Raw genomic sequence first — 16,955 nt, 5'->3', positions numbered from 1 at the left:
CCGACTCGCTCAGAAGCGTCCGCGCAGGCCGATCGAGTAGTTGCGCCCTGGCAGCGGGGCCAGGTCTTTGATGAAGGACGTGTGGCGACGAGCTTCCTCATCGAGAAGGTTCGTGGCACGCACGAACACTTCAACCGGCACCAGCCCATCCTCGGAGAGGACGAGACTAACGTCTGCATTCAGCATCGTGTAGCCATCGGTCTGCGTTTCGAACGGGGCGACGTTGTCCTGATCGAAGATGTGCGCTATATCCAGACCCGTGGTCAGGCGACGATCATGATACTCGAGGCGTCCGCCCACCCGCGCGGGGGAAATGCGCGGCAGGTCTTCACCGCCCGACAGCTCACCCGACACCGCATCAGCGAACAACGACAAGTCAAAGTCACCGCCCTGAGAGAACTCGGCAAGCGTCGCTGTGAACTCCGCTTCGAAGCCCACGAATTCGGCATCCGCTTGAGTCCACACGAAGACCGGCAGGCCGTCCTCCGTGTCGCCCCGCTCGCGAAGGAAAATGAAGTCCTCGAAATCCGTCAGGTAGGCCGTGGCGGCGAAGCCGATACGCTCCCCACCGTAGCGCCAAGACAGTTCCACGTGGTTGGAAGTCTCTACATCGAGGTCGGGATCACCGATCTCGAAGGTGCTGGTGGCCAGGTGAGGACCGTCGGAGAACAGCTCTTCGGCGCTGGGCAAACGCTGGGAACGGCTCAGGGTCAGGCCGATGCGGTGATCCTCAGCAATCGTGCGGATGGCCGAGACTGAGGCGCTGAAGGCCGTATCATCGACGCTGCCGCCGGCGACGGGTTCCTGATCTTGGGTCTCGAAGCGACCGCCGATAGAGAAGAACCAATCATTGACGTCGAGCTCTTCCACCAGGTAAACGCCCACGTTAGTGGTCTCGACGGGGGGCACGAAGGCCTCCGCACCGACGGCGGAGAACTCGCGTAAATCGAGCTGCACGCCGAAGGAGCCTACCCAGTTGCCGATCGGCTGATGGGCGATGTCAACCCGCCCCTCGAAGGCCTCATTGGCGAAAGTTGTGCCGATCTCGTCGCCCTCGAGCTCCACGTGATCGTAGTCGTTGTAGGCGCCGCGCAGTTCGACCTTGCTGATGAACCCGTCAGCCGGCTCAATCTCGCCCTTGAAGTCGATGCGGGTCTGCTCGAGGTCGATGCTGATGCCTTCTTCCTCCTCCTCTTCCTCGCCCTCTTCACCTTCTTCGCCTTCCTCCTCCTCAATGGTCTGCACCCCATAGGTAGTGTTGAAGGTGCTCACATTGACGCCAAAGTAGGCCCGCTCACCAATCCAGCTCAGTCCACCGCCGAAGGCGTGGGACTCCAGAGCACTGTTGGCGACGGTGCCGCGCTCTTGCTCTTCCTCGAAGTCATCGAGGGTGATAGCAAAGCCGGGGATATCGTAGTCGTCCTGGTCCCGCACAGAGGCATCTACTTGCAAGACGATCTGGCCAATGCCGCCGCGCAACGCCAGGGCGCCGGAGGTTTCATTAGCTACAGTGTTGCCGCCGAGGCGGAAGCGACCTTCGAGACCCTCGGGCACCTCATCCGGCAGGCGCATGGTGATCGTGTTGACGATGCCACCTACAGCCCCGCTGCCATAGGCGAGGGTAGCCGGGCCGCGCAGCACTTCCACGCGGTCCATCAGCAGCGGTTCGAGGGCCACCGCGTGGTCGACGCTAATGGTGGAGACGTCGAGGGTGGAGATGCCGTCTTCCTGCACGCGCACGCGCGCCCCCCCGAGGCCACGGATCACCGGTCGGCTCGCACCGGCACCGAAGTCACTCGACGTGACACCGGGCGTCAGGGCCAGAACTTCACCGATCGTATTCGACATCAGGCGCTCGAGATCGTCACCCTGGAGCACGGTCACGCCCTGGGCAATCTCATCGATCGTATTGTCGAGCAGCGTCGCGACGACCTCGACTTCATCGATTGGGCGGTCCTCGTCATCCTCATCCTGAGCCATCGCGGCTGCGTGGGTGAGGATTAAGGCAGCGCCGACCGCGGCGCTGAGGCAGGTGGCGTAGGGCCTACGCCTTGGGGTGCGTGGTAGGGAGTGGATTTGCTGCATAGCATGTTTCCTGAAACTAGGAAGCAGGTGCGCGCGAGCTGAGTGCACGCTCTGCATGAACCAGAGGGCCCGCGACGCGACGCAGGGCCAGCCAACGATTGGATCGGGACGCCCAACGGGGCGATCCGAGGTCAGCGAAGGCTTGGTGGAGCGCGCGGCTGGATCGAAGTGAACCGCAGCCCGCTAGGAGCGGCGCGCGCAACGACCCTGCTCGGTATGCCGACCGCAAGGGTCGGGATCGGCGATGGTAGTGCCGGCGAGGACATCGCACTGTCCCGATCCGCCAACAGGCAAAGGCCGCAACTGTGCTCTTCCTCGTGCTCGCTCGAGTGCTCATGTGAGGCAAGCGCCAAGCTCGATAGCAACAGGGCGGCGATAAGCACCCAGGCGGCGGGTGCTAGTAACCGCGGAGACGCGTTGACGAGCTGCAGAGGGCGCGAAAGCATGTCGGCGGAACAGGGTACCGGCGAGGGGTTAGGCGAGCTGTGGAGCTCGCGCAGGCGCGCACCCTACACGAATCGCTTGCCAATACAAGCCAAGGCAGATGGATGCGACGAAAATACGGACGGCCGCGTCAAAAACACCGGAAAACGTTGACGTATGGTTAGAATAGGCAATGGCTGAAGAGTTGCACCCGCCGGCGGAAACCCAAGCGCTTCCGGCCGAGGAACGGCTGATCTTTGCCCTCGACGTGCACGGCGACGAGGCCGCGAGAGCCCTAGTCGAGACACTGGGTGACGCCGTCCAGTTCTACAAGCTAGGGCTCGGGCTGCTCACGAGCGGAAACTACTTCGACCTCGTTCAATGGCTGGCCGAAGAGCGTGGACATCGCCTGTTCGCCGACCTTAAGTTCCACGACATCCCGGCCACGGTAGCGAGCGCTGTACGTGGCCTGCGGGGCCGCGGGATTCGCTACGTCACCGTGCACAGCGATCCGCGGGTCATGGAGGCCGCCGTGGTGGCGGCGGGCGAGGAGATCGGCGTGCTCGCCGTGACCGTACTCACCAGCCTGGATCTTCAAGACCTTCAGCGCCTCGGCCACGAGGTGCCCAGCGTCCAGGTCTTGGTGCTACAGCGCGCTCTTCTGGCCCATGCTTGCGGCTGCGCCGGTGTTATCGCATCGGGCCAGGAGGCGGCTGCGATCCGCGCCGCCCTGCCCGCCAGCGATTCGCCCTTTCGAGTCGTTACGCCGGGGATCCGCCCCATCGGCCAGGGCGAGCAGGCCGCCGACCAAAAGCGCATCGTTACCCCCGCCGACGCTTTCGCGCGCGGCGCGGATCACATAGTGGTGGGGCGGCCGATCCGCGACGCGGCAGACCCGCGCGCCGCCGCCCTCGCCATCCAACGCACCATTGCGGAATTCTTCCAGACATGACCGACAGCAACACCGACTTTGCCCCGCTTGCCAACGACCTTTTCCTGCGCGCCCTCCTGCGTCAGCCGATCGAGCGAACGCCCGTGTGGATGATGCGCCAGGCCGGTCGCTACCTGCCCGAGTACCGCGAAGTGCGCCGCCAGGCGGGCGACTTCCTCTCCCTGTGCATGGCGCCTGAACTCGCCTGCGAGGTCACCCTGCAGCCCCTGCGCCGCTACCCACTGGACGCGGCCATCCTGTTTTCGGACATCCTCACGGTGCCCCACGCGATGGGCCTCGGTCTACACTTCGTGACAGGCGAAGGGCCCGTGTTCAGCTCGCCAGTGCGTAGCCAAGCGGACGTGGACAAGATCGGCATCCCAGATCCAGAGCGCGAGCTACGCTACGTCATGGAGGCGGTGCGCCTGATCCGTCGCGAACTCGCCGGCAGTGTGCCGCTTATCGGTTTCGCGGGCAGTCCCTGGACTGTTGGTACCTACATGGTCGAGGGCGGCTCGAGCAAGAACTTCGCGCTTATCAAGGGCCTTATTTACTCCGATCCGAAGCTCGCTCATCAGCTGCTCAATACCGTGGCGCAGGCCACAGCGGCTTACCTAAACGCCCAGATCGTCGCTGGCGCCCAGGCGGTGATGGTGTTCGATACCTGGGGCGGTGCCCTCAGTCCGAGCGACTACCGCGAGTTCTCCCTGCGCTACATGGCCCAGGTGGTCGAATCCCTGCATCGCGAGCACGACGGTCAGCGCATTCCCGTGGTGCTGTTCACCAAGGGCGGTGGCGCCTGGTTAGCGGACATGGCGAATACCGGCTGCGACGCCCTCGGTGTCGACTGGACCACGGATCTCGCGGATGCGCGGGCGAAGGTGGGCGACCGGGTGGCCCTTCAGGGCAACCTCGACCCGTGCGTACTCTACGCCTCACCGGAGCGTATTCGCGAACAGGTCGGCAAGGTTCTCGCAAGCTACGGCAAGGGCTCCAGCGGCCACGTATTCAACCTCGGTCACGGCATTCACCCGAACGTCGATCCGGAGCACGCTGGCGCCATGATCGCGGCCGTCCACGAGATGAGCCCGGCTTACCACAAGACCTAAGAAATACGTTCGGTATGGCAAGCAGGCGGTGAACGGGGAGCGCGAGTCACCCACTGAGGCCTGGCAACGTCGGCGCTTGCATCGGATGCAGGCGGTCGCCGGCGGGCTCTTAGCGATGATGGCGCTGGTGTTCGCGATCACCTTACGCCTAGACACGAGCACCACATGGGTAGGTTACCTGCGGGCCTTTACGGAGGCCGCCATGGTGGGCGCCCTGGCAGATTGGTTCGCCGTGACTGCTCTGTTCCGCCATCCCCTCGGCATTCCCATTCCACACACCGCTATCGTCCCTCAGCGCAAAGACCAGCTGGGCGAGGCCCTGGCCCGCTTCGTGCGGGAGAACTTCCTCAGCACCGAGACCTTGACCGCACGGCTAGCGCACATCGACTTCGCAGACGCCGGCGCTACCTGGGTGGCCAAGCCGGACAACGCCGCGCGCGTGGGTCGCGAGGCCGCACGCATCCTCGATCGGGTCCTCGAGGCACTCGACGACGAAGAACTGCGCGAGCTTCTGCAGACCAACCTGAACGTCGGCCTGCGGCGCCTGCGCATCGCGCCGGTTCTCGGCGAGGGAATACAGATGCTGCTGCGCTCTGACCGCGAGCGCGAACTGATGGACGCCGGCATCGGCCTCGCCTATGACTACTTGCACGAGAATAAGGCGTCTATTCACCGGCGGATCGTCGAGGAGACTCCCTGGTGGTTACCGAACATTGTCGATAGGGAGATCTACCGGCGACTGGTGACGGAGCTGGAGCGCTTTCTCCTGCGCGTACGTCACGATCCGAACGATCCGGACCGCACGCGCTTCAATCGGGGCATTCGGGACTTGGTCGTGCGCCTACAGGAAGACCCGGAACTCAACGCCACCGCCGAACGCATCAAACGCAACCTCATCGATGACCCTGCCGTGCAAGAGTTTCTGACGAATTTGCTAACGCAGATCCGCCTCTACGTGCGGCGGGAGACCGAGCGCCCGAACTCACGCCTGGCGCGGCGCATCGCCGAGGCCCTCGCCACCCTAGCCGGGTCTCTGCGCGAGCGCGACGAGGCGAGGCGGGAGATCAACGAATGGCTAGGCGAGGCCGTGTTGCACACGGTGAGCCACTTCCGCGGGGACATGGCGCGAGTGATCTCAGAAACCGTGCGCGAGTGGGACGCGGACCTCACCGCAGAACGCGTAGAGCTCTACGTTGGTCGTGATCTGCAGTTCATCCGCATCAACGGCACCCTCATCGGCGGGCTCGTGGGTCTGACGATCCATCTCATCACCCAGCTCCTGGGACTGCACTGACTCCTCGCGCTCAGGCGCCGGGTGGCGGTAGTTCGGCCAGCGTGCGCAAGCGCTCTGGAAACGCGCGGCGCATCGCCCGGACTTGGCCCGCCGAGTACATCTGCTCGAGGGTGGTGGTCGACGCAATGAAGTAATTGATTGCACCGAGCACCTGATAGGTGTGGGTGGCGACTAGCGCTGCTGGCACGCGCTGCCACCCGGGAGTACGTCTCAGCAGGAAGTGGAGACGATCTAAGAAAGCACGTAGGTACCAGGTACCCGCCTCAGGCGCACGTACACGGTTGTCGAGAAGCTCACGCATCAGCAGCTGCATGTCCGCTGGCGTTCGCTGAGCACGGCGGAAAAGGCATAGCACTGCGTTGGCGAAGTCGGATTCTCGATCGATCTCCGCTTGCAGGCGGGCCGCGATATCACTCAATACCGCACCGTAGAGCTTCTCTTTGCTGCCGAAGTGGTGAATCAGTGCCTGCTTGGTCAGACCCACCTCGCGCGCAATCAGATCCATGCTCGCGCCGTAAAACCCTTTCTCTGCGAAAAGCGTTGAGGCCGCCGCTACGAAACGCTCACGTGTGTCCGGCCGCGCGGTCGTGTCTGCCATGAGGCGAGTATAGCTTGACGGCTTACCATTTGGTAGGTGATGATGGAACTTACCAAGTGGTAAGGAGCTGGTCCTGAGACAGTCAGAGCAAATCGAACTGCTCCAGGAGCTGCTCGGACTCAAAGAAGCCAAGCGGTGCTTCCTGGATGAGCAGATGTCGTCCTCTCCGGTCGCAGACTACACGGACCCGCAACGTTTCCAGCAAGAGCAGACTGCCATCTTCGAGGCCTCGCCACAGATCCTGGCCCACAGCAGCGAATTGGTAGAACCGAACAGCTTCCTGAGACGCGAGCTAAATGGCCGTCCGCTGCTTCTCACGCGCGCAGAAGATGGGCAAGCGCGCCTGTTCCTCAATGTCTGCCGACATCGCGGTACTCGCTTGGTGGATGATAGTGAGGGCTGTCGACAACGCTTCTCTTGCCCTTACCATGCATGGACGTGGAACAACCGAGGGGACTTCATCGGTGCGCCGCACTTCGAGGTGGGTTTCCCTGATCTCGATCGCACCACCCTGGGCTTGAGGCGGATCGGCGCCGTGGAGGCGTACGGATTCATCTGGGCCATGCCGTCCAGCGGTGCCACAACGCTCATCGACTACCTCGCGCCCTTGGAAAGGGACCTGGACTGGCTCGGCGCACAGGGTCTCACTCTGCATGCCACCGAAGCACGCACCTGGCAGTGCAACTGGAAGCTACTTGTGGAAGGCGGCCTCGAGGCTTACCACTTCCGCGTCGCACACCGAAAGACCATCGCCGCCCTGTTCAACGACAACCTCTCTAGCTATCAGGGTTTCGGCCCCCACGTTCGCTCCGTGCTACCCCGGTCGACGATCTGCGAGCTGAAGCAACAGGCCCATGAGACCTGGCGAATCCGTGACCACGCCAACGTGCTCTACACGGTGTTCCCCACATCCATGCTGCTGGTGCAATCGGACCACCTCATTTGGATCGGCCTAGACGCCCAGGGCCCCGAGCGCACGCACGTGCGCGTGTCGACGCTGAAGCCGACGAAAGCCAAAGCCGGCGATGAAAGCTACTGGGATCGCAACCACGCCTTGACCGTGCAGACGCTGCGAGAAGACTTCGCGCTCGCCGAGAGCATGCAGGCGGGGATGGCGAGCGGCGCGAATGCCGCCCTGCGCTTCGGGCGCTTCGAAGGCGCTCTGCACCGCTTCAACGAGACAATTCGGGCGCATCTCCACAGGCAGTAGCAGGCCTGGAGGCTACGGCTCCTCGGTCTGCGCTGCGCCCTGTGTGGTCATGGCCTCGTACTTGGCGAGTAGTTGTTCGCGCGTCTCGATGCGGTCCGGGTCCAAAGGAATGCACTCGACCGGGCACACAACTTGACACTGGGGCTTATCGAAGTGCCCGACGCACTCGGTGCAGCGCGTTGGATCGATGTGATAGATCTCCGGCCCCATGTAGATCGCCTCGTTCGGACACTCGGGCTCACACACATCGCAGTTGATGCACTCGTCGGTGATCTTCAGGGCCATGGGCGTAGGGTCGCCTAGGTGCGCCGTTCGGACGCGCGCTTGGCCAGGCGCTCGGCCACCAGGGGATGAACGAACTCGCTCACATCGCCACCGAGGATGCCGATCTCCCGGACCATGCTTGAGGAGATGAAGCTCAAGGATGCGGAAGGGGTGAGAAACACCGTTTCGACGTCGGGCGAGAGCTGCCGACTCATGGTGGCTAGCTGGAACTCGAACTCGAAGTCTGACACGGCACGCAGGCCACGCAGCATCACAGGGGTGGCGTTCTGGGCGGCGAACTCGATCGTGAGGCCCGAGTAACCCATCACCCGCACCCGCCCGAGCCCCGTTAGCACCTCTTCAGCCATCTCCACACGCTCGTCCAAGGTGAACATGGGTGCCTTGTTCGGGTTGGCGGCCACCGCGACGATCACCTCATCGAAGATACGCAGCGCACGTCGGACCAGGTCCGCATGACCATTGGTCACGGGATCGAAGGTGCCGGGATACATGGCTGAGGTCATCAGTTTGCTTCACTCCGTAGTGGCCGTGACGGTCCGCGCCAGGCGAAACCCCACGCGCCCCGCCCGCGAGCTTTTGAGCAACTGCCACCCAGGGGGTAAGGTCGGCTCGAGCTGCACAGGGTGCTCCAGGTAGACCAGCGCGATGGCGCCCGCCAGCGATTCGTCCAGGAGTGTACACAAACGGTCCCAGTGATTGCCGTGAAAGGGAGGGTCGACGAAGTACAGGTCCATCGGCGGCAAGGCGCCCTGGCGCAGGATGTCCTCGACATCGCCGCAACTGCACGTTGCTCGCATGCCGTCCGCAAGGCCCAGCACCTGCAGATGCGCCTCGATGGCCTCGATGGCCTGCGGTGCCTGATCGATGAATCGGCAGCTGACCGCCCCTCGCGAGAGAGCTTCTAGGCCGAGCGCCCCGGATCCCGCGAACACATCGGCGCAGCGAGCTCCGACGATCGACGGTCCCAGCCAATTGAAGAGCGTCTCCCGCACCCGATCGGGGGACGGACGCAATGACGGCAAGTCCGGAAAGCTGAGGCGCCGTCCGCGGTGGTGACCGCCGATGATGCGGAAGCGGTTGTCCCGACCGCCTGCGCGGCCACGCGCCTGTCTGCTCACCGCATCTCCCGATCGATCCGCCGTACCGCCACCACGGCCCCTGCGCTACCATACCGGCGCCGTGTTTGGACGTAAGAAAAAGAAAGGCGACGCCGAGGCGACGCCCGAGGAACCCACCGTAGCAGGGAACACCGAAGCGGGCGCTGAGGTCAGCGCTGCTGCTGCGTCCACCGCCGAGGACGGCCACCGCAAGGGGTTTTTCTCGCGCATGCGGCAGAAGCTCGGGCGCAAGGACCCTTGGCTGAAGGTGGGCAACCTCCTGCCCGGCCGCAAGATCGACGACGAGGTGCTCGAGGAACTCGAGACCAATCTCCTCATGGCGGACGTGGGTCTCGGGGTCACCGAGCAGATAATGAGCGGTCTGCACAAGCGCGTGGCACGCGCTGAACTCGCGGATTACGACGCGTTGAGCGCGGCCTTGCGCGAGGAGATCGTGCGCCTGCTAGAGCCAGTGAGCGCCCCGCTCAAGCTGCCGAGCAATGTGGCGCCGTTCATGATCCTCATGGTAGGTGTCAACGGCGCCGGCAAGACCACCACCGCAGGCAAGCTGGCGCGCCACTTCACGAGCCAAGGCAAGCGGGTGATGATGGCGGCGGGCGATACCTTTCGTGCCGCGGCCGTCGATCAGCTCAAGGTGTGGGGCGAGCGCAATCAGATCGATGTCATCGCGCAGACCGATGGGGCTGACCCGGCCGCAGTGGTATTCGATGCGATGGAAGCTGCCCGGGCCCGCAAGGTAGACGTGTTGATCGCCGATACGGCCGGTCGCCTGCACACGCAGGGCGGCCTGATGGATGAGTTGGCCAAGGTGAAGCGCGTCGTGTCACGTCACGATCCGGTGGCCCCCCACGAGGTGATGCTGGTGCTCGACGGGGGGATGGGCCAAAACGCCGTTCAGCAGGCCAGGGCCTTCCACGAGGCCATCGGGGTGACCGGCATTACCATCACCAAGCTCGACGGGACGGCCCGTGGCGGTACCCTATTGGCGATCGCTGGCGAGCTCGGGCTGCCGATCCGCTACATCGGCGTCGGCGAAGGGCTGGAGGACCTCGGCCCCTTCGATGCGAGGCAGTACGCCGAGGCCCTGCTTGCCGTCGAGGATGGTGAGGCAGACTGAGGTGGGGCGACGCGATGCGTCGTTGGGGCGCCCTCGGGCCGAAGGCTCACACCAATGATCCAGTTCGACAACGTCACCAAGCGCTACGCGCAAGGCGGCCGCGACGCGCTGCGCGAACTGAGCTTCACCGTCGACGACGGCGAGATGGTGTTCCTCACCGGTCGGTCCGGCGCCGGCAAGAGCACGCTGCTGCGGCTGATCGCCCTGGTGGATCGCCCAACCCGTGGCCAAGTGTTCGTGGGCGGCACCAACACCTCGCGCTTGTCGCGTCGAGCAGTGCCAGCCTTTCGACGTAGCATCGGCATCGTGTTCCAAGATCACAAGCTGCTGGCCGACCGCACAGTGTTCGACAACGTTGCCCTGCCGCTTGTGATCGCCGGCGCCAGCACGCGCGAGATCGGCAAGCGCGTTCGCGCCGCCCTCGATCAGGTGGGGCTGTCGCAGTACGAACGTTCTTCGCCTGACGCCTTGTCCAGCGGCGAGCAGCAGCGGGTAGGCATCGCCCGCGCTGTGGTAAGCCGCCCGCGGCTGCTCATCGCGGACGAACCGACGGGAAACCTCGACCCCCTGCTGTCCTACGAGATCATGAAGCTGTTCCTGCGCTTCAACGAGGTGGGGGTGACGGTGCTCATCGCCAGCCACGATGTACAGCTAATTCGATTGATGGGTAGTCGGGTACTGACCCTCGATCAGGGTCAACTCCTCGCCAACCGCCAAGCCACCTCTACCGGACCCAGCGATGCCGACTCGGCGTGAAGGCTCGCGCAATGCCGGCACCGATGCCGGCCCAGACCGTCAAGCCGCGGCCGAGCGACGCCGGCGCCGGGCACGACGCGAGCGGGAAGCCGCGAGCGAGCACGCCGCGCAGCGCGAGGAGAAACGCCCGCCTCGTCGCGACGGCGAAGGACAGCGCTTCATCACTCGCCTACGCACCTATGGGCTGCGGCAGGCGCAGATGCTCATTGGGGCGCTCGGCCGTCTGGTGCGTACCCCCACCACGGCGGCGCTCACGGTGGCCGTCATCGGCGTCTCACTTGCCTTGCCTCTCGCACTCCAGTTGCTCACCGATAACGCGAAGCGAGCGACCTCGGCGTGGCGCTACCGGGCGGAGATCTCCGCCTACCTGACACCCGGTCTTCCCGAGTCGACCCTACAAGAGCTGGCCGTGCGATACCGATCGGACGCGCGAATCGCCACGGCGGTGGCAATCCCGGCTAAGGATGGGCTGGCGTGGTTCCGCGAGAACAGCGGTATGGCGGAGCTGCTCGAGACACTCACAGATGAGCGGGGCGAGCCGACCAACCCAATCCCTCACGCGCTGGTGCTCGTGCCGGCGGAAGGTCGCGATGACGATGCATCCATCCGAGCACTGGTCGGCGAACTCAATGACCTTGGCCAGGTGGATACGGTCACGGAAGATCTCGCCTGGCTACGGCGCCTGCGCGCCACGCTGACGTTGCTTGGCCAAGTGAGCTTGCTCAGTACGGTACTCCTCGGCATCGCGGCCCTACTTGTGATCGCGAATGCGATTCGCGGCGATGTAAGCGCACGAAGAGAAGAGATCGTGATTTCGCGCCTGATCGGTGCCAGCGACAGTTTCGTTCGACAGCCTTTCGTGTTCAGCGGCCTGTGGTACGGCCTCGGTGGCGGCCTCGTCGCGGTCTCGCTGGTCGGTCTGGCGCTCCTCGCCCTGGGCGGGCCAGTAGCACGATTGGCCGAGGTTTATGGCACATCGTTCACGCTTAGGGGCCTCGGGCCGGTCACCGCCCTAGCGGTTATCAGCGGAGCGGCATTTCTTGGGGCGATCAGTGCCTGGATGGCGGCCGATCGGGTGTTGCGATCGATGGAACCAAATTGACCGGTCGGTACACTAATAGGGTGATAGCGAACACGCGTGCTCCGATTGCGCCCCCGGTCACAGCTCGACGGCACTGACCCCACCGTTATTCACGGTAATGCGTCACAGGAACGCCGCTGGTGTTAGCACTCCCCAAGGTTGAGTGCTAAATTTGAGGTAATGACATCCATGCTTGGAAGGAGGGCGATCTCATGAGTACTGCCCTGACTATCAACAATCAGAACAACCTGCTGGCCGTCGGCCCCGTCGGTAACCTCGACGCTTACATCAGCGCCGTGCAGACCGTGCCCGTGCTCGAGGTGGAAGAGGAGCGCTCCCTGGCGGCGCGTTTCCGCGAAGATAACGACGTGGAGGCGGCACGTTCACTGGTGATCGCGCACCTTCGCTTTGTCGTGCACATCGCCCGCGGCTACATGGGCTACGGCCTGCCGCTCGGCGATCTGGTGCAGGAAGGCAACGTGGGCCTGATGAAGGCCGTGAAGCGCTTCGACCCTGAGGTGGGCGTACGCCTGGTGTCCTTCGCGGTGCACTGGATCCGCGCTGAGATCCACGAGTTCGTCCTGCGCAACTGGCGCGTGGTCAAAGTCGCGACCACCAAGGCCCAGCGTAAGTTGTTCTTCAACTTGCGAAAAGCAAAAAAGCACCTAGGCTGGCTCTCGGCCGACGAGACCAAGGCCGTGGCCGAAGACCTCGGCGTGTCGCCGGCGGAGGTGACGGAGATGGAGCGGCGCCTCGCGGCTCGCGACCAGTCCTTCGATCCCCTGCCCGGTGAGGACGACGAGGACGGCGGCTACTCGCCCCAGACCTATCTGCCGGCTGCCGAGGAGGATCCCGCCGTGGCCCTCGAGGCGGACGACTGGGAGGCGGCGAACCACGCCAGCCTGAACGCGGGCCTGGATGCGCTCGATGAGCGCAGCCGGGACATCGTGCAGTCGCGCTGGCTGACCGAGAACAAGTCGACCCTGCACCAGCTCGCCGATCGCTATGGAGTGTCTGCGGAACGCATCCGCCAGATCGAAGCCGCCGCGATCAAGAAGCTCGGCAAACTGGTCGCCGCCGCCTAAGGCCACAGGCGCCTCCCGGCGCTGATTCACGACTAGCGTCGACCCGTGCGGGCCCCCGCCCGCACGGGTATCATTGCGCCCCCAAAGAAAAGCCCGCCCACGGAGCTGACGCTATGTCTACCGCAGCCCAAGATCCCGCTGTCGCCCCGGCGCCAGCCGCCTCCTCGCGCCGCCGCCTCGATCCCATGGATCTCTACGACGTGCGCGGCGAACTCAACGATGAAGAACGCATGGTGCAGGACACCGTCGCCCGCTTCGTCGACGAGGTGGCCCTGCCGCTGATCCCCAAGGCCTTCGACGATCACACCTTCCCCATGGAACTGGTGCCGCAGATCGCCGAGTTGGGCCTGTTTGGCAGCTCCATCGAGGGCTACGACTGCGCCGGCCTTAACTCCATCTGCTACGGCCTGATCTGCCAGGAGCTCGAGCGCGGCGACTCCGGCCTGCGCAGCTTCGTCTCCGTGCAGTCGAGCCTGGTGATGTACCCGATCTACGCCTTCGGCAGCGAAGAGCAGCGCCAACGCTGGCTGCCGGCAATGGCCCGCGGTGAGGCGATCGGCTGCTTCGGCCTCACGGAGCCCCACGGCGGTTCCGACCCCGCCAACATGAAGACCCACGCCCGCCGCGACGGCGATGACTGGATCTTGACCGGCGCCAAGATGTGGATCACCAACGGCGCCATCGCCGATGTGGCCGTGGTCTGGGCCCAGACCGACGACGGCATCCGCGGCTTCCTGGTGGAGAAGGGCACGCCGGGCTTCGAAGCCACCGTGATCGAACGCAAGTTTTCCCTGCGCGCGTCCATCACCTCGGGCCTGTTCTTCGACGACGTGCGCGTGCCGGCCTCGGCCATGCTGCCGGGCGTGAAAGGCCTGAAGGGCCCCTTGAGCTGCCTCACCCAGGCCCGCTACGGCATCACCTGGGGCGTCATCGGCGCCGCCCAGGCCTGCCTGCGCGAAGTGCTCGATTACACCAAGTCACGCGAACTGTTCGGTCGCCCCCTCGATCACACGCAAACCGTACAGCGCCGTGCGGCCGACATGGCTCGTCGCGTCACCACCGCCCAGCTGCTCTCGCTGCAGCTCGGCCGCCTGAAAGAGCGCGGTGCGATGACGCCGAGCCAGGTGTCCGTGGCGAAGTGGAACAACGTACGCATGGCCATCGATATCGCCCGTGATGCGCGCGACCTGCTCGGCGGCGCCGGCATCAGCACCGAGTACTGCCCCATTCGCCACATGCTCAACCTCGAGAGTGTCATCACCTACGAGGGCACCGAGACAGTGCACGAACTGATCGTCGGTCAGGAACTCACCGGCACCAACGCCTTTTAGCAAATCCCGTCGCCGGCCAGCGTAGGGCGTCTTCGATCATGGCGACGTCCTGATGCTTGCGCTGCGCAACGGAGCTACACTCCTCGCTCGCCAATCACGGACTAGGGACAGGCCGTAACGCATGGCTGCCACGCCCACGCCTCCGCCGCCGCCTGCGCGCGCCACGAAAGCCGCCACGCGCAGCGTCAACCGCGCCGAGATCATCGACCGCAACTTCCTGGCCTTGCTCGCCGATATCGAGGCGACGCCCGAACAGATGTTGCCGAGCGTCACCCGCGCCGATTTCGAAACAGCGGGACTCGCAAGCGACGACGCCCTGCAGATTCTTGAAGCGCAGCTGATGTCCCGCCACCTGGACTACGCCGCGCGCCGGATGCGCTCGCGCAACGAGGGCTTTTACACGATCGGCAGCGCCGGCCATGAAGCCAACGCCGTACTGGGCTGGCTAACCCGCGTAACTGATCCCGCCTTCCTCCACTACCGCAGCGGCGCCTTCGTGATGGCGCGCGGGATGAAAGTGCCGGGCCTCGACCCGGTGCTGGACACGGCGCACGGTATCGCCGCCAGCGCCGAAGATCCAATCTCAGGCGGGCGCCACAAGGTGTGGGGCAGCCGCCCCCTGTGGATTCCCCCTCAAACCTCCACGATCGCGAGCCAGCTACCGAAAGCAGTAGGTGCCGCGGTAGCACTCGCGCAGGCCGCTCGCGTGGAAGGGGCTCTCCCGGTACCCGACGACAGCATCGTCTACTGCAGCTTCGGCGATGCGAGCACGAACCACGCCACGGCGCTCAGCGCGTTCAACTCGGCGGCATGGACTGCCTACCAGCGCTTGCCCGTGCCCATCCTGTTCGTATGCGAAGACAACGGCCTCGGTATCTCCGTGCGCACGCCAGGCGGCTGGGTGAAGCAGAACTTCGCTCACCGGCAAGATCTGCGTTACCTGCACGCCGACGGCACGGACCTCCTGGACACTGTGCGCGTGGCGCGCGCGGCGATCGACTGGTGCCGACGCGAACGGCGCCCGGTCTTCCTCCACATCACCCATCCGCGCTTGCTCGCGCACGCAGGCACGGATGCAGAAGCGGAGTATCGCCCGGTAGCAGAGATCGAAGCTGACGAGGCTCGCGACCCGCTACTTAACTCGGCCCGCTCCATCGTGGCGGCGCGTCTTCTGAGCGTGATGGAGCTACGCCAACGCTACGAGGCCATCCGCGAACGCACGGAGATTGCTGCCCGCCGCGCCGCCAAGGCCCCCAAGCTGCGTACGGCCCAGGAGGTCATGCGGCCGCTTACGCGCGTCTCGCCGGCCGATCGCGTGCTGGAAGAGGCCACCCGAGCCGTGCCCGTGGAGGACCGTGAACGTGCCTTCGCCAAGGGCGGACTGCCGGAGCTAGCGGCCCCCCGCCACCTCGCCATCCAAATCAACCGAGCCCTAACGGACCTCATGGTCAAGTACCCGCAGATGACCCTGTTTGGGGAAGACGTGGCGCAGAAGGGCGGCGTGTATACGGTGACGACTGGCCTGGCGAATACCTTCGGTGGTCGCCGCGTCTTCAATACGCTGCTCGACGAGACCACCGTACTCGGCATCGCCCAGGGCGCCGCCCACATGGGCCTGCTGCCCTTCCCAGAGATCCAGTATCTGGCGTACTTCCACAACGCCGGCGATCAGATCCGCGGCGAAGCCTGCTCCCTGAAGTTCTTCTCCAACGGCCAATTCACCAACCCCATGGTGATGCGCATCGCCTCCCTCGGCTATCAGCGCGGCTTTGGCGGACACTTCCACAACGACAACTCGATCACGGCCCTACGCGACATCCCCGGCCTGATCATCGCCTGTCCTTCTCGGGGCGACGATGCCGCTGAGCTCCTTCGCACCTGCGCCGCATTGGCCCAGTTGGACGGACGCGTGGTCGCTTTCCTCGAGCCCATAGCCCTGTACATGACCAAAGACCTGCACGAGGAGCGGGACGGGAAGTGGGTGTTCCCCTACCCGGAGCCCGACAAGGCTGCGCCCTTCGGTGCACCCCGCGTATACGAGGAAGCCGAGGGCAGCTCGCGCGATCCCGTGCTCTTGATCGTGACCTACGGCAACGGTGTGCGCATGTCCTTGCGTGTCGCACGTCAGCTGGAGCAAGAGCATGGAGCACGGGCGCGGGTGCTGGACCTGCGGTGGTTGAAGCCCCTGAACGCGCCGGTGATCGCCAACCACGCACGCGATGCGGGGCGAGTGTTGGTGGTCGACGAGGGGCGGCGCACGGGCGGGATCTCCGAGGAGATCTTCACGCTCCTCGACGAACACGCCCCTTCGGTGCATAAGCGACGGGTGACCGGAGAAGATAGCTACATTCCCCTCGGCGATGCGGCCAACCTCGTGCTGGTCAGCGAAGGGCAGATTCGCGACGCTGCGCAGCGGCTGCTGCGCTGACGCGCACGGCAGCCCCGACCACACCTGCCACCACCAACACCGGGAGCGAGCGGCGATGTCGGATCCGACACTTTGGCTCGCCTTCACCGCAGCTTCCGCGCTAC

At 64.7% G+C, this 16,955-nt stretch carries 15 protein-coding genes; 10 read left to right on the top strand and 5 right to left on the bottom strand.

Going from position 1 to position 16,955, the window contains the following annotated elements:
• Positions 1-9: 9 nt before the first annotated feature.
• Positions 10-2,085 carry a TonB-dependent receptor gene (locus tag AAGA68_04065; GenBank protein ID MEM9384210.1) on the bottom strand — a complete coding sequence of 692 codons (2,076 nt, stop codon included), beginning with the start codon at positions 2,083-2,085 and terminating at the stop codon, positions 10-12.
• A 616-nt stretch (positions 2,086-2,701) separates the two neighbouring features.
• On the opposite strand from AAGA68_04065, the gene pyrF reads away from it, so the two are divergent.
• The 3 genes from pyrF to AAGA68_04050 are packed head-to-tail and all read left to right on the top strand — an operon-like array spanning position 2,702 to position 5,842.
• Positions 2,702-3,460 carry an orotidine-5'-phosphate decarboxylase gene (gene pyrF / locus AAGA68_04060; GenBank protein MEM9384209.1) on the top strand — a complete coding sequence of 253 codons (759 nt, stop codon included), beginning with the start codon at positions 2,702-2,704 and terminating at the stop codon, positions 3,458-3,460.
• Positions 3,457-4,548, top strand: coding sequence for a uroporphyrinogen decarboxylase (gene hemE / locus AAGA68_04055; GenBank protein MEM9384208.1), 1,092 nt, complete (start codon positions 3,457-3,459; stop codon positions 4,546-4,548). The genes pyrF and hemE overlap by 4 nt, the downstream gene beginning before the upstream one ends.
• A 28-nt stretch (positions 4,549-4,576) precedes the next feature.
• Positions 4,577-5,842 (top strand): DUF445 domain-containing protein, encoded by a 1,266-nt coding sequence (locus tag AAGA68_04050; protein MEM9384207.1) that lies wholly within the window; start codon positions 4,577-4,579, stop codon positions 5,840-5,842.
• Positions 5,843-5,852: 10 nt separating this feature from the next.
• Here the strand turns inward: AAGA68_04050 and AAGA68_04045 are convergent, their stop codons facing one another.
• On the bottom strand, positions 5,853-6,440 hold the full coding sequence (locus AAGA68_04045; protein MEM9384206.1) for a helix-turn-helix domain-containing protein: 588 nt from the start codon (positions 6,438-6,440) through the stop codon (positions 5,853-5,855).
• A 154-nt stretch (positions 6,441-6,594) separates the two neighbouring features.
• Between AAGA68_04045 and AAGA68_04040 the strand changes: the two genes are divergently transcribed.
• A complete protein-coding gene (locus AAGA68_04040) occupies positions 6,595-7,650 on the top strand; it encodes an SRPBCC family protein (protein ID MEM9384205.1) in 1,056 nt (351 codons plus the stop codon).
• Between the two features lie 12 nt (positions 7,651-7,662).
• On the opposite strand, the gene AAGA68_04035 is transcribed toward AAGA68_04040, so the two are convergent.
• Genes AAGA68_04035 through rsmD form a run of 3 tightly spaced genes read right to left on the bottom strand, consistent with a single transcriptional unit; the run spans position 7,663 to position 9,053 of the window.
• Positions 7,663-7,935 carry a YfhL family 4Fe-4S dicluster ferredoxin gene (locus tag AAGA68_04035; protein ID MEM9384204.1) on the bottom strand — a complete coding sequence of 91 codons (273 nt, stop codon included), beginning with the start codon at positions 7,933-7,935 and terminating at the stop codon, positions 7,663-7,665.
• Between the two features lie 14 nt (positions 7,936-7,949).
• Positions 7,950-8,438 carry a pantetheine-phosphate adenylyltransferase gene (coaD, locus tag AAGA68_04030; GenBank protein ID MEM9384203.1) on the bottom strand — a complete coding sequence of 163 codons (489 nt, stop codon included), beginning with the start codon at positions 8,436-8,438 and terminating at the stop codon, positions 7,950-7,952.
• A 9-nt stretch (positions 8,439-8,447) separates the two neighbouring features.
• Positions 8,448-9,053 carry a 16S rRNA (guanine(966)-N(2))-methyltransferase RsmD gene (gene rsmD, locus AAGA68_04025; GenBank protein ID MEM9384202.1) on the bottom strand — a complete coding sequence of 202 codons (606 nt, stop codon included), beginning with the start codon at positions 9,051-9,053 and terminating at the stop codon, positions 8,448-8,450.
• 61 nt (positions 9,054-9,114) lie between these two features.
• Between rsmD and ftsY the strand changes: the two genes are divergently transcribed.
• The 6 genes from ftsY (at position 9,115) to AAGA68_03995 (ending at position 16,851) form a co-directional block, all read left to right on the top strand.
• Positions 9,115-10,170 carry a signal recognition particle-docking protein FtsY gene (ftsY, locus tag AAGA68_04020; GenBank protein MEM9384201.1) on the top strand — a complete coding sequence of 352 codons (1,056 nt, stop codon included), beginning with the start codon at positions 9,115-9,117 and terminating at the stop codon, positions 10,168-10,170.
• Positions 10,171-10,224: 54 nt separating this feature from the next.
• Positions 10,225-10,926 carry a cell division ATP-binding protein FtsE gene (gene ftsE, locus AAGA68_04015; GenBank protein MEM9384200.1) on the top strand — a complete coding sequence of 234 codons (702 nt, stop codon included), beginning with the start codon at positions 10,225-10,227 and terminating at the stop codon, positions 10,924-10,926.
• Positions 10,910-12,028 carry a permease-like cell division protein FtsX gene (gene ftsX, locus AAGA68_04010; protein ID MEM9384199.1) on the top strand — a complete coding sequence of 373 codons (1,119 nt, stop codon included), beginning with the start codon at positions 10,910-10,912 and terminating at the stop codon, positions 12,026-12,028. The genes ftsE and ftsX overlap by 17 nt, the downstream gene beginning before the upstream one ends.
• Before the next feature lie 191 nt (positions 12,029-12,219).
• Positions 12,220-13,092, top strand: a complete 873-nt coding sequence (gene rpoH, locus AAGA68_04005; GenBank protein MEM9384198.1) for an RNA polymerase sigma factor RpoH — start codon at positions 12,220-12,222, stop codon at positions 13,090-13,092.
• Positions 13,093-13,277: 185 nt separating this feature from the next.
• Positions 13,278-14,423, top strand: a complete 1,146-nt coding sequence (locus AAGA68_04000) for an acyl-CoA dehydrogenase family protein (protein MEM9384197.1) — start codon at positions 13,278-13,280, stop codon at positions 14,421-14,423.
• A gap of 121 nt (positions 14,424-14,544) precedes the next feature.
• On the top strand, positions 14,545-16,851 hold the full coding sequence (locus tag AAGA68_03995; GenBank protein MEM9384196.1) for a thiamine pyrophosphate-dependent enzyme: 2,307 nt from the start codon (positions 14,545-14,547) through the stop codon (positions 16,849-16,851).
• Positions 16,852-16,955 lie beyond the last annotated feature (104 nt).

Source organism: Pseudomonadota bacterium, assembly GCA_039193195.1.
Lineage (GTDB): Bacteria > Pseudomonadota > Gammaproteobacteria > Steroidobacterales > JBCBZW01 > JBCBZW01.
Note: the sequence above shows the minus strand (reverse complement) of the source record. Positions and strands in the feature narration are given on the sequence as shown.

Excerpts from the sequence above, each read along its gene's own strand:
- AAGA68_04040 (MEM9384205.1), top strand. The coding sequence starts at position 6,595 with ATGTCGTCCTCTCCGGTCGCAGACTACACGGACCCGCAACGTTTCCAG.
- AAGA68_04000 (MEM9384197.1), top strand. The coding sequence starts at position 13,278 with ATGGATCTCTACGACGTGCGCGGCGAACTCAACGATGAAGAACGCATG.
- AAGA68_04045 (MEM9384206.1), bottom strand. The coding sequence starts at position 6,440 with ATGGCAGACACGACCGCGCGGCCGGACACACGTGAGCGTTTCGTAGCG.
- AAGA68_03995 (MEM9384196.1), top strand. The coding sequence starts at position 14,545 with ATGGCTGCCACGCCCACGCCTCCGCCGCCGCCTGCGCGCGCCACGAAA.
- ftsE (MEM9384200.1), top strand. The coding sequence starts at position 10,225 with ATGATCCAGTTCGACAACGTCACCAAGCGCTACGCGCAAGGCGGCCGC.
- rpoH (MEM9384198.1), top strand. The coding sequence starts at position 12,220 with ATGAGTACTGCCCTGACTATCAACAATCAGAACAACCTGCTGGCCGTC.
- AAGA68_04035 (MEM9384204.1), bottom strand. The coding sequence starts at position 7,935 with ATGGCCCTGAAGATCACCGACGAGTGCATCAACTGCGATGTGTGTGAG.
- AAGA68_04065 (MEM9384210.1), bottom strand. The coding sequence starts at position 2,085 with ATGCAGCAAATCCACTCCCTACCACGCACCCCAAGGCGTAGGCCCTAC.
- coaD (MEM9384203.1), bottom strand. The coding sequence starts at position 8,438 with ATGACCTCAGCCATGTATCCCGGCACCTTCGATCCCGTGACCAATGGT.
- ftsX (MEM9384199.1), top strand. The coding sequence starts at position 10,910 with ATGCCGACTCGGCGTGAAGGCTCGCGCAATGCCGGCACCGATGCCGGC.
- hemE (MEM9384208.1), top strand. The coding sequence starts at position 3,457 with ATGACCGACAGCAACACCGACTTTGCCCCGCTTGCCAACGACCTTTTC.
- pyrF (MEM9384209.1), top strand. The coding sequence starts at position 2,702 with ATGGCTGAAGAGTTGCACCCGCCGGCGGAAACCCAAGCGCTTCCGGCC.